Source organism: Streptococcus sp. CF8_Ac1-9 (assembly GCF_024295565.1).
GTDB classification, from domain to species: domain Bacteria; phylum Bacillota; class Bacilli; order Lactobacillales; family Streptococcaceae; genus Streptococcus; species Streptococcus parasanguinis_X.
This window is the reverse complement of record NZ_JANCOY010000001.1, coordinates 411,392-423,561: the sequence shown is the minus strand read 5'-3', so window position 1 is coordinate 423,561 and position 12,170 is coordinate 411,392. Positions and strand designations below refer to the sequence as shown.

Here is a 12,170-nt window from a genome sequence, read left to right as displayed (position 1 = left end):
CTTTTTATGCTATAATATCACTAGATAGAAATGTGGGAGTTTCAATCATGGTTACAAAAAGGTTTTTGAAAAATGTTATTGTTGCGATGGTCTCGGTATTTATATCCTTGGCTTTTGTTCAAGGGGCTCATGCCCAGCAAACTGGACTTGATTACCAGAGTCTTCATCTACTGCCTTTTAATGGCAGTAAGCAGCTTGTACTGGGGGATTTTGATCATTTAGGTCGTGCGACCTCAGCCCATATTCAGCTTCAGGACAAGGATGAGCCAAAGAAAAAAAGAGAACCACATCTCAACTATAATCCGGTTGGTTGGCACAATTATAAGATTGCTTATGGAAACAAAGGGAAGAAGGCCTGGCTGTTCCATCGAGGGCATCTGATTGGCTATCAATTTAGTGGCCTGACCAATGAAGGGAAAAATCTGGTTCCTCTAACTGCATGGACCAATACGGGGAATTATAAAGGGACAGCGGATAGTAATGTGGAAGGTATGCTTTACTACGAGAAACGGCTCGATAGCTGGCTGGCCACCCACCCCAATTATTGGCTGGATTATAAGGTGACGCCTGTCTATACGGGGGATGAATTGATCCCTAGGCAGGTGACCTTGCAATATGTTGGAATTGATCGAGATGGCAATCTTCTGCCTATCAATTTAAGTAGTTCCAAAGAGTCAGTAGATGCTTATGGGATCACCACCGTTACCTTGGATAACTATTCTAAGAACGCGACCATTGATTATCTGAAGGGAACCGCCAAGCCATCTTTAGTGCCGACGGAACCAAGTAGTCAACCACAACCAGCCAGTCCTTCTGTAGAGACGCAACCAAGTCAAGCCCCTCAACCTAGTCAGCCAGCAGTGCCTGCACAGCCCGTTCAACCTGTAGAGCCTGCAGCGCCAACTCGTCAACTGGCTCCAGTTGTTTATGTGGCCAGAAATGGAAGTGCTGAGGTTTATTGGTACTCTTTGGACAGTATGCCTCGTAATACCAATTTTTCTAAGGTGGTTCAGATGTCAGAAGAGCAAGCGCTAAGTCTTGGGAAGCGACATACAAGTAAGGAATAAGTATCAGTCATTTAGATGATTAGAAAGCCCCCAAATACTGGGCTTTTTGTGTGGTATTACAATCTTAAAAAGTTAGTAGTCTAAAACTATCTCTCAGAATCTTGCAAACGTTTTTATAAAGTAGTATACTAGAAATAGCTTGTGGAATCGTTTGCATAAAACAGTGAATGATGAAAAGAGAGTATAGTAGGAGACGAGACAGATGGAATTAACAGCGATTTATCACCGGCCTGAATCGGAGTATGCCTATCTTTATAAGGATGGCCAGCTCCACATTCGCATTCGGACCAAGAAAGAGGATGTCAAACGGATTGTCTTGCACTATGGGGATCCTTTTATTTTTATAGAGGATCTATATGAAGCAACCAAGGAAATGGACAAGGTGACGACCGACGACCTCTTTGATTATTGGCAAGTGTCGGTGTCTGTCCGTCATGCCCGGATCCAGTACCTCTTTGAATTAGAGGATACAGCGGGAGAGAAGATCTTGTACGGAGACCGGGGTGTGGCAGCTTACACCAAGGAGAACCTAGACTTCGTCATGAACGGTTTTAAGCTTCCTTTTATCCATGAGATTGATGGGTGTGCTGTTCCGGACTGGGTGGCGCAGACAGTTTGGTATCAGATTTTTCCTGAGCGCTTTGCAAATGGGAATCCAGCTCTGTCGCCAGAAGGCGTCCGTCCTTGGGATGCCTCTATTGCTCCTCAAATCTTGGATTTCTTTGGTGGAGATTTGCAGGGGATCATCGATCACTTGGACTACTTGAAGGATCTAGGAATTACAGGGCTCTACCTTTGCCCGATTTTTGAGTCTCCAAGCAACCACAAATACGACACCATTGATTACTTTGAAATTAATCGACATTTTGGTGATAAGGGAACCTTTCGCCAGTTGGTGCAAGAGGCTCACGCGCGTGGGATGAAGATCATGCTGGATGCCGTCTTCAACCATATCGGCTATGATTCACCCCAATGGCAGGATGTGGTCAAACACGGGGAGAATTCGATTTATAAGGACTGGTTCCATATTAAAAAGTTCCCTGTCTCCTCAGAAAATCTGTGGAATAGTCGCGACTTGTCTTACCATGCTTTTGCCTTTGCGGGCTATATGCCTAAGCTCAATACGGCTAATCCAGAGGTGAAGGCCTATCTCTTGAAGGTGGCGACATACTGGATTGAAGAGTTTGATATCGATGCTTGGCGGCTGGATGTAGCAAATGAAATCGACCATCAATTCTGGCGAGATTTCCGTAAGGCGGTCTTGGCCAAGAAGCCGGATCTCTATATCCTTGGAGAAATCTGGCATTCGTCCCAACCCTGGCTTAATGGTGATGAGTTCCATGCCGTGATGAACTATCCTCTCTCTGAGAGTATCAAGGATTATTTCCTGCGTGGGCATAAGGAGACGCAACGCTTCATTTGGGAGATCAATAGCCAGTCTATGTACTACAGGCAGCAGATCTCTGAGGTGATGTTCAACCTCTTAGACTCCCATGATACAGAGCGCATCCTGACAACGGCCAAAGGTGATCTTCAGTCCGTCAAGTCTGCTCTTGCCTTCCTATATCTGCAACGAGGAACGCCGTGTATCTATTATGGAACGGAGCTAGCCCTCATCGGTGGCCCAGACCCAGATTGCCGCCGTGTCATGCCTTGGGAGCGCGTGTCAGCAGACAATGATATGCTAAACTTTATGAAGGACTTGATCCAGCTCCGAAAAGAAGTGGCAGAGTTGATCCAACATGGAAAAGTGAGTCTGAAAGAAGTAGAGCCAGATGTAGTGGCAGTAGAATGGCAGCATGAAGGCAACCTTCTCAAAGCCTACTTTAACCACTCCAAGAAAGACGTTGTTCTAGAAAGAGGACAAGCAGATCTGATTAGTCTTGGAAGCATCTCGGATGATCGAGTGATCATTCAGCCAAATGGATTTGTTATTTATAGGGAAGAGCAGTAAGAAAGAAGCCTGGAATCGAGAGATTGAAGGCTTCTTTTTATAAATGGTTGGTTTATGGTTGTCAGTATAGTATAATAGTAGCAAATGATAAAGGAGGAGACGGTGATGAAGATGTTAGCAATCAATCCTATTCCGTTTAAAAAAAGAATAAAGGAATTTCTATTCGATTATCTTTTCATTTTAGCTTACTTAGTTCTTCTGTTTTTAGGTTCGATGCTTATTTACATCATCTTTTTTAATGGCGTCCCAGAGTTTACAGAAGTTCAGTCGCAGTGGCTTGTATTTTTCACCTCTGTTTTGCCAATCACGCTCCTTTTCACATTCTTGGATTATAAAAATGATGGCAGTTTTGGGAAGGTAAAAGCGGGACTTGAATTGGTCTACCAGAAAAAAACAGTGCAAGCTAGCTTAATCAGAAACACCATTAAATTTTTACCTTGGCAACTCGGTCATATGGGCACGATTCATGGCTTCTATAGTGATTTTGATGGGTTATCCATTATCCTTTCTATTTCGGCGACTCTACTTGCAGTTTCCTTACTAGCAATGACGATGTTTCGGAAAGATAAGAAGCATCTAGGTGACCTGCTAGCCCATACGCAAGTGCAACTAAAAGTAGAATAGGGTACAGATTGTTTATCCTATCCTTAAAGAAAAAGACAAACATAGTTAGGAAGTATCTGTATGAATGAGACCGTTGAGTTTACAAATCTTTGTATGGTAAGAGACGGCGATAGAGTTCTTGTTATGGATCGTAAAAAAGAGGACTGACCAGGCATTACATTTCCTGGTGGTCATGTCGAAGCGGGAGAATCATTTACGGAAGCAGTAATCCGTGAAGTGAAGGAAGAAACTGGCTTAAGGATCGCATCTCCCCAGATGTGTGGAATGAAAGATTGGGTAGAAGACGGCATTCGTTATGTAGTTCTCTTTTATAAGACAGAAAAGTTTGAAGGAGACTTAATATCCTCTGAAGAGGGGGAAGTCTGGTGGGAGGACCTGAAAGAATTGCCAAATCTAGACCTCTCTCTAGATATGGAGGATATGCTTCGTATCTTTCTTGAAGAAGACCTGTCTGAATTTTTTTACTACCAAGATGGAGAAGGCTGGAAGTACAATTTAAAGTAAATTCAAATATTGATTCTTCTAATAATTAACTTGATAACTTTTTAGCAGTTAACCCATTGGTTGGCTGTTTTTCTTTTTTAATGACTGATTTATTCGTGGAAGCTTGTTATAATAAAGGAGGGAAGTAAATAGGAAAATGATCGTCTTCTGTTTATAAGGTAAAGGTTGACATGCCCCTTGGGGACAGGAGTATCATATAGTAAAGGGGGTGCAAGATCATGTTAAGAAATGATATTCAAAGAATAACAGGTTTAACTCGAAAAGCACTAGAATACTATGAAGAAAAAGGTTTTATTCATCCTCGGAGGCTAGAAAATGGGTATAGGGAATATTCGGAAAAGGATGCAGAGATTCTGAATAAGATTGCCTTGTTTAAAAAATTAGGGCTAACCATAACAGAAATAAAGGACTGTCTGAAGACAGATGGGGCTACTGCATCTATTTTTCTCAGAAGAAAAGAGCAGGAACTAGAAAGTGATAAGAAACGGAAAGCAGTGTTCGATCTCTATATAAAAGGAGAAAACACGGATCTGATCAATGAAAAACTTACGGTCATCGAAGCTGAGGACTCCATTTATAAGAGACTCGAAAGAGCATTTCCAGGATACTTAGGTCAATGCTTATTTGCTGCCTATCAACCTTTTTTACAAGAGCCTTTGTCAAAAGATGGAGAAGAGGCATTTGAGAAGTATATTCAATATTTAGATAGCCTTCCAACCTTTAAATTAAGCAGAGAAGAACAGGATTATATTGATGAACTCAGTTCTAGTTTTAATATGCAGACCCTAAAAGACGTTAATGAAGCCAAGATAGCTGCGGTAGAAAATTATGAAAAGTGGCATAATGAAAATAAGGAAACGATTTCTATTTATGATAGCTATTTGAACAGTGATGATTACAAAACAAGTCCAATGAAACACATTCAAGATCAACTGAAAACATTTTTGGTCGACCATCACTACTATGAACTCGCTATTCCTCTGATTAGACAATTTAGTAAGAGTTACGATCATTATTATAAAAAACTAACGGAGGCAAGTGACTTTTACTTAAAACAGAGAGGAGATGCTCCACAATAAATTGGAGATCGATAAACTTCATAAAATTTAACGACTAAAATATAGAGTGAGGGTTGACTTACCCTTGCTCTATTTTCTGAAATCCTTTAGTTGTACTTTCCTCTACATAGGTGTATAATGTGTCCTTAGATAAACAAATGAGGAGCTTACTATGGAATTAAAAGATTTTACAGAAAAAGAACAAGAACAAATCAAGCAAGGATTGAGCACGGCTGAGCTTTCTGATAAGGAAGCAGCGAAGAAATTACTTGCTCTTGTACCGCAAGAATGGATTAAACGTATTCCTTTCTTTGTCAGAGGGCATGCGACGACCAAGACAGTTGAGCGTGTAGCCAAACAATACCCTGAACTCTATGCCGTGGCGAAACGTCAAGGGGACCTTCCTGAAAAAGAAGGCGAAGAGCTCCGCAAAATTATGACAGCTATCTTTGAAGAAAAGATGAACAAACATAAGATTAAATAAGAGTTTTAAAGGAAATGTATTTATTTCTACAATTACGATTAAACATTCCGTAAAAAAGACAATATCAGTTTTCTGAATTCCAGAATTCTAATATTGTCTTTTTTCTTATTTTTTATGCTAAATCAAATTAGACTTGTAATCTTATTGTTTGCCAGTCTCCTTACATGAATGTTCAGAAATCCATTTTGAGTAGATTGCTAACTTTTCATCAGTTAATGATTCCACAGCTATTTTAACACACATCTCAACGGCCTCTTCAACTGTGACAGAAAAATGATAACCATTTAATCGTAAAAATTTCACCAAAACGTAAAAGGCTGTTCGTTTATTGGCATTGGCAAAAACATGCTTTTTTATTAATTGAACAAATAAAATTGTTGCCTTATCAAAAATGGTTGGATATAGGGGCTTTCCAAACACAAATTGTTCCGGTAAGTTGACAATCATATTTAAGGCTGAAGGACTAACGAGCTTGATTTGTTCACTAGGAGAATATCGTTGAATAGCTAATGCATTAATATTTTCTATTTGCTTTTCTGTTAGATAGACTGTCATTTTTCCACCAAAGCCTTGAAAATATCATCGTATTCGTCAAAAATCTCATCTATATTTACATCAAAATCTTTATCAGATACATAGGATACTTGATCGTTAGACTCTTCAGGTGTAAAAATAATTTCCCCACTTGGCAATAATTTCGCTTCATATTTAACACCACTTGGGATATTAAATTCGCTTGGTATTGTAATAGTGATTGAATTTCCTTGTTTTCTTGTTTTTACTACCATTTGCCTACCTCCTCAGGAGTATTATATCAAATAATTACGGTAATTACAAAGAAGTTTAAAAATGTTATTAATGCCCAGCACCCTCAACTATAGTTTTAAATTCAGTATTATAGTAGAGAGTTTTTTCTTTCTGTTTCAATCTATTTATTGATATAATGAAACTAAGAAACTTTAAAATAAATGATGCTTACAACAATCATTAGAAGGAACCATTTTATGAAACCATCTAAAAAAATCATGCTCCTTACTAGCTGTACCTTGGCGCTCTTTGCTTTAGCGGCTTGTGGTAGCAACCAAAAGCAATCCAAAGAAAAGAAGGAACCCTCAACGGTTCAGAAATCTAGTTCAGATAAGGAGCGCTACAGGGGAAGCTACAGCAACCTCAACAACAAGGCGAGTGTCGAAGAAGTGCGGACTCTTTTGTCTGCTTATTTGGATCGGGAAAGTGTAGATAAATTTCTGGGTCTAGTAACGGATTACGATAGCATTGTCGGCTCGGTCGGCTTGACGGGTGACTTCAGCACCTTCAAGAAAACAGACTACAATGTTGAGAAGATCAGTGACTTGTGGACCAAGAAAAAGGGCGATTTCGTCGGGACCAACTGCCGGATCAATAGCTATACTCTTCTGAAGAATCGCATCGAGATTCCTAAGATGAAAGCGGATAGTGAACTTTTGTTCGTGGACAATGATGCGATTGACAAAGGGAAGATCTTCGGTGAGGCAGACAAGGAAGCCTTTAACATTCTGTATTCACGGGTTCCGACAGAGGCGACAACGGATGTCAAGGTCCATGCCAAGAAGATGGAAGAGTATTTTGCTCATTTCAAGTTCAATGAAAATGCGCGCATGCTTTCTGTTATCGTTCATGATAACCTGGATGGAAATACCCTTTTTGTCGGCCATGTCGGCGTTTTAGTTCCTGCAAAGGACGGCTATCTCTTTGTCGAAAAGCTGACCTTTGAAGAACCCTATCAAGCCATCAAGTTTGCGACCAAGGAAGATGTCTACAAATACTTAGAGACCAAGTACCAAGACTACACAGGCGAAGGTCTGGCTAAGCCCTTTATCATGGATAATGAAAAATGGGTTGAGATGAAGTAGAGGATGAAAGACAGCGTGTTAGAATTTAGAAAGATAATGGAGAGTGCTCCGATTCTATATGTGCTCGTTTTCTTGCTCTCTTCTACTGTTCTCCTTTTCCTGAGAAGAAGGGCAATTGTGAGACGTAGCGGCGGTCCCTTCTTTGCTCCCTTCCATATTAACCGTGGAATCTTCTATATCCATGCCGCTCTGTGTTTCAGTCGTCGCAGGATCCCACTGAAAGAGATCAAGCAAATCACCTATGCAATTTTTCGTGGACGATCTGGTGGTGGGGCTCGCTATGCTTTCTATATCGAACTCAGAAATGGAAAGACTATTCCCTTCTTTTTTGGAAAAAGCAAGCGGAATGAAGCTCTGGTTGAGAAGCTCAAACGAAATGCAGGTAAGTATGGGTTTAAAGTAGATAGCACTGGTAATTAATTGAAAGAAAAAGGAATCGCGAATGAGTAGAAAGCAAGCCCTATCTATGTATTTGTTAGGGACCTTTGGTCAAGTATTAGGAGTCAGCCTTCTGGTTTGTTTTTTAAGAGCAGGAGGAGTCAAGGTTGATTTTACATCATCATTTGGTATCATCGCTATTATTGTAGGTGGCTTATCATCTGCATTTTGGGGTAGTCTTGCTAGTATTGGCTACTATCAATCTAGTTTCAAACAACTTCTAAAAGATTTTTTTCAAGTCAAAGACAGTTTGGCAAATTATTGCTTGGTGCTCGTTTTCTTGTTACTCGACTTTTTCCCATTTATCTTAGGTGGTAAGATCACCACTCAATCGTTGGTCTTGCCAGTAGTGCTCTTTTTCAAGGCTCTTCTTTTTGGTGGAGTTGAAGAAATTGGCTGGCGTTATTTCTTTCAACCAACTTTGCAGGAAAAAATACCTTATTTTTCAGCTTCTTTGATCACCTTTTTAGCTTGGTCTAGTTGGCATCTACTATACTTTTATATCGACGGTTCTTTAGCTGTCATTCAATTGTTTCCGTTTCTAGTAGGTCTGCTAACTAACTGCTTTATCTTGTCGGCCTTGTATCATAAAACGCAAAATTTATGGCTCTGTGTCATGACTCATGCCTGTATTAATTCCTTGTCTCAGATTCTAGTGAATGAAGAGGGATGGCTATCTATAGTCAGTAAAATTCTTATTATTAGTTTAGCAATCATGATTGCAAGAAAGAAGTATGTAACTCTAAAGGAGGAAAAATGAGCAAATTTATTTCAAAACAATCAGTCGCTATCTGGTATGCACTGACAGCCCTCCTTGCTACATTTCTAGTAGGGCAAGTTATCCTTTGGTTTTTCCCAGATAGGAGTAGTATGGGGGCCTCACTCCTGTTTATCCTAATGAACTTGATTCCCATGATAACGGCTCTTTGCTTTTCCATCGTCTTAGGTGAAACTAAATCCCTGGGAGAATTTTTCAAAAAGGTCTTTCTTCAAAAAGAAAGTTCCCTGGCCTGGATCCTAGCTTTCTTCATCCCCGTCATTTATTATGGGATCTCCATCCTGCTCATAAATGTTCGCTTTACAGGAAACTCCCTCTTGGCCTTCTTCCTCTATTTCCCCTGGACCTTATTATATGGCGGTCTAGAAGAAGTCGGTTGGCGTTGGTTTTTACAAGATCATCTTTCCTATAGTAAGCACTTTATACCTAAAATGATGCTTCTTTCCATTGTCTGGTTCCTCTGGCATATTCCTATCTATCAACTCCCTTGGATTACAGCAGGTTCGTCCAACTACCTCATCTTTTACCTGATGATCTTAGGGAATACCTTCCTATTTGGAGCGCTTAGGGAGTACTCGAAAGGAGCTGTCCCTTGTATCCTCGCTCATATGCTAATTGATAGTCTGGCTGTCCTTATGCTGGTTCAAAGTTCTCTTCCTCAGATTATCTTTCTAGTTATTTTCGAAATCCTTGTATCCTCTTGGCTAGTGGCTATACGAAAATCAGAGAAATAGAGTTGTACCTCTTCGGTGGAAGTCTGTCATCTTTACCCTTTAGGAATTCAATGTAAAGTCCATAAAATGCTATAATCAGTTTAATGAAGATGCTAGATATAGGATCAAAGTATCAACATAGTGTTATTTTTATCTATAATGAGAGGGGGAAAGACCATGCAAAAAACCTTTCAGTTGTTGCGAAGAGGAGATATAGAGGGAGTCCGTCAGATATTGGATAAAAAGCCTGAAGAAGTCAATGCTGTTTCGGGTGACAAACCTAAAAGAGATCAGGGACAGTCACTCCTTCAAGTCGCTATCAAATCGGGACATTTAGATATTGCAGACTTACTCATTGATAGAGGGGCAGATCTTAACTTTATCGAAGAGCCGACAGAGCTGAATCCATTTTGTCAACCAGTCATCCAAACAGCCGGTGGACGAGCTGTATTTGACTGCAGGCGCATGATCAAACGCTGGAATGGCCAATATGAAATGTATTCGTCTAAGGAAAAGGCTGACCTGTCTTTCAAGGTTTTTGAGAAAATGTTGGAACTTGGAGCCGATATTTCTCAGAAAGACAGTCATGGTGGGACTTTGTTGCAAACTATTTTAATTGAAACCAAGGAAGTGCTGCCATCTTATTATTGGAAAACAAAAGAAACGAGCGATAATGTCCTCATTACGGATGAATTACGTCATGATTTAAATCGTATTTATGATCTCCTGATTCGTTACGGTGTAACATCAGAAGAGATTTCTGCCTATCATAAGATTCCTCTCAAAGAACTTTACCAGGACAGTCCGACCATGGAGTTCTTAAATCGCTTAGATCTGAGCAAATCTTGAAAACATTTGAAATACTAAGAAGAGCCTTAGGGCTCTTTTAATTAGATCTGATAGAGTTAGAAGCAGTTGGAAAATTTAGACAGTAATTTATTAAAAAAATGGATACAATTCCTAGATGAAATAGAGTATACTAGTTTATGAAAGAACAAGATGTTTAAGTACCTTATTTAGGAGGACAGTTTATGTCACCAGAAACCTATATCATGGCGATTGACCAGGGAACCACTAGTTCGCGGGCCATCATTTTTAACAAAAAAGGCGAGCAAGTTAGCTCTAGCCAAAAGGAATTCACTCAGATTTTTCCGCAGGCTGGTTGGGTGGAGCACAATGCCAATGAGATTTGGAACTCTGTTCAGTCGGTGATCGCTGAAGTCTTTATTGAAAGTGGCATCAAGCCCAATCAAATCGAGGCGATCGGTATTACCAATCAACGGGAAACGACAGTTGTTTGGGATAAGAATACGGGTCTTCCCATTTACAATGCTATTGTCTGGCAATCACGGCAAACTGCTCCACTAGCTGAAGAGCTCAAAAACCAAGGCTATGTAGAAACCTTCCACCAAAAGACAGGTTTGGTCATCGATGCTTACTTTTCAGCAACTAAAGTTCGTTGGATTTTGGATCATGTTAAAGGAGCACAAGAGCGTGCGGAAAAAGGAGAATTGCTCTTTGGGACTATTGATACTTGGTTGGTCTGGAAGCTGACGGATGGAGCAGCCCATGTGACAGACTATTCCAATGCTGCCCGTACCATGCTCTACAATATCAAGGATCTGAAATGGGACGATGAAATCTTAGAAATCCTCAACATTCCTAAAGCCATGCTTCCTGAGGTGCGTTCAAACTCTGAAATCTATGGCAAGACTGCCCCTTTCCATTTCTACGGTGGACAAGTACCGATTGCGGGGATGGCAGGAGACCAGCAAGCCGCCCTTTTTGGTCAATTGGCTTTTGAACCTGGTATGGTCAAAAATACTTATGGAACTGGATCCTTCATCATTATGAATACGGGTGAAGAGATGCAGTTGTCAGAAAATAACTTGCTGACGACTATCGGATATGGGATCAATGGCAAGGTCTACTATGCATTAGAAGGTTCTATCTTTATCGCTGGAAGTGCTATTCAATGGCTTCGCGATGGTCTGCGTATGATCGACAGTTCTCCTGAATCGGAAGCCTATGCTCTGAAGTCCCAGAACCAGGATGAAATCTATGTGGTCCCTGCTTTTACGGGTCTTGGAGCCCCATACTGGAATCAAGAGGCGCGTGGTTCTGTCTTTGGACTTACTCGGGGAACGACCAAGGAAGACTTTATCAAAGCAACCCTTCAATCCATTGCTTACCAAGTACGCGATATCATTGACACCATGCAGGTGGATGCTAAAACTCCTATCCCTGTCCTAAAAGTAGACGGAGGAGCAGCGAAAAATGATTATTTAATGCAGTTTCAGGCAGATATTCTTGGAATTGCAATTGCTCGTGCCAAAAACTTGGAAACGACGGCTTTAGGAGCAGCTTTCCTAGCAGGTCTGACAGTAGGCTATTGGAAGGACTTAGATGAATTAAAATCTCTTCATGGAGCAGCTCAAATCTTTGAACCCAAGATGGATGAAGCTCGCAAAGAGAAATTGTACAAGGGATGGAAGAAAGCAGTCAAAGCCACTCAAGTATTTGCAGAGTCTGATGACTAAAGGGACTCATCAAATGAATCGTTTATGAGAGAGAGTGGGACAGAAATCGGTCATTCGTTAGAATTCGATTTCGTCGTCCCACCTCCGCACAGTTGAGTAGGGCTGTAAAAGCTGATGA

At 40.6% G+C, this 12,170-nt stretch carries 14 protein-coding genes; 12 read left to right on the top strand and 2 right to left on the bottom strand.

The window, feature by feature from the left end; genetic code table 11:
* The first annotated feature begins 47 nt into the window (after window positions 1-47).
* The 6 genes from NML76_RS02110 (at window position 48) to NML76_RS02085 (ending at window position 5,691) form a co-directional block, all read left to right on the top strand.
* Window positions 48-1,067: a DNA/RNA non-specific endonuclease gene (locus NML76_RS02110; RefSeq protein WP_254732559.1), complete on the top strand. Its 1,020-nt coding sequence runs from the start codon at window positions 48-50 to the stop codon at window positions 1,065-1,067.
* Window positions 1,068-1,269: 202 nt separating this feature from the next.
* Complete coding sequence (locus tag NML76_RS02105; protein WP_254732558.1) at window positions 1,270-3,021, top strand: glycoside hydrolase family 13 protein; 1,752 nt, start codon at window positions 1,270-1,272, stop codon at window positions 3,019-3,021.
* 84 nt (window positions 3,022-3,105) lie between these two features.
* Complete coding sequence (locus NML76_RS02100) at window positions 3,106-3,645, top strand: RDD family protein (protein ID WP_254732557.1); 540 nt, start codon at window positions 3,106-3,108, stop codon at window positions 3,643-3,645.
* 153 nt (window positions 3,646-3,798) lie between these two features.
* Window positions 3,799-4,149, top strand: coding sequence for an NUDIX domain-containing protein (locus NML76_RS02095; RefSeq protein WP_254732708.1), 351 nt, complete (start codon window positions 3,799-3,801; stop codon window positions 4,147-4,149).
* 218 nt (window positions 4,150-4,367) lie between these two features.
* The gene (locus tag NML76_RS02090) at window positions 4,368-5,228 is read left to right on the top strand and encodes a MerR family transcriptional regulator (protein ID WP_254732556.1); all 861 of its coding nucleotides are present in this window, start codon (window positions 4,368-4,370) and stop codon (window positions 5,226-5,228) included.
* A 151-nt stretch (window positions 5,229-5,379) separates the two neighbouring features.
* Window positions 5,380-5,691: a hypothetical protein gene (locus tag NML76_RS02085; RefSeq protein ID WP_003003574.1), complete on the top strand. Its 312-nt coding sequence runs from the start codon at window positions 5,380-5,382 to the stop codon at window positions 5,689-5,691.
* 141 nt (window positions 5,692-5,832) lie between these two features.
* Here NML76_RS02085 and NML76_RS02080 read toward each other — a convergent pair whose 3' ends face one another.
* Complete coding sequence (locus NML76_RS02080; protein ID WP_003003613.1) at window positions 5,833-6,246, bottom strand: type II toxin-antitoxin system death-on-curing family toxin; 414 nt, start codon at window positions 6,244-6,246, stop codon at window positions 5,833-5,835.
* A complete protein-coding gene (locus NML76_RS02075) occupies window positions 6,243-6,479 on the bottom strand; it encodes a hypothetical protein (RefSeq protein ID WP_003003313.1) in 237 nt (78 codons plus the stop codon). The genes NML76_RS02080 and NML76_RS02075 overlap by 4 nt, the downstream gene beginning before the upstream one ends.
* A gap of 216 nt (window positions 6,480-6,695) precedes the next feature.
* Between NML76_RS02075 and NML76_RS02070 the strand changes: the two genes are divergently transcribed.
* The 6 genes from NML76_RS02070 (at window position 6,696) to glpK (ending at window position 12,052) form a co-directional block, all read left to right on the top strand.
* Complete coding sequence (locus NML76_RS02070) at window positions 6,696-7,583, top strand: DUF4300 family protein (protein WP_254732555.1); 888 nt, start codon at window positions 6,696-6,698, stop codon at window positions 7,581-7,583.
* A 3-nt stretch (window positions 7,584-7,586) separates the two neighbouring features.
* Window positions 7,587-8,003 (top strand): hypothetical protein, encoded by a 417-nt coding sequence (locus NML76_RS02065; RefSeq protein ID WP_049472779.1) that lies wholly within the window; start codon window positions 7,587-7,589, stop codon window positions 8,001-8,003.
* Window positions 8,004-8,025: 22 nt separating this feature from the next.
* Window positions 8,026-8,781: a CPBP family intramembrane glutamic endopeptidase gene (locus NML76_RS02060; protein ID WP_254732554.1), complete on the top strand. Its 756-nt coding sequence runs from the start codon at window positions 8,026-8,028 to the stop codon at window positions 8,779-8,781.
* Window positions 8,778-9,533 carry a CPBP family intramembrane glutamic endopeptidase gene (locus NML76_RS02055; protein ID WP_254732553.1) on the top strand — a complete coding sequence of 252 codons (756 nt, stop codon included), beginning with the start codon at window positions 8,778-8,780 and terminating at the stop codon, window positions 9,531-9,533. Before NML76_RS02060 ends, NML76_RS02055 begins: the two co-directional genes overlap by 4 nt.
* A 156-nt stretch (window positions 9,534-9,689) precedes the next feature.
* Complete coding sequence (locus NML76_RS02050) at window positions 9,690-10,361, top strand: ankyrin repeat domain-containing protein (protein WP_254732552.1); 672 nt, start codon at window positions 9,690-9,692, stop codon at window positions 10,359-10,361.
* A gap of 182 nt (window positions 10,362-10,543) precedes the next feature.
* Window positions 10,544-12,052 carry a glycerol kinase GlpK gene (gene glpK, locus NML76_RS02045; RefSeq protein WP_254732551.1) on the top strand — a complete coding sequence of 503 codons (1,509 nt, stop codon included), beginning with the start codon at window positions 10,544-10,546 and terminating at the stop codon, window positions 12,050-12,052.
* Window positions 12,053-12,170: the final 118 nt, after the last annotated feature.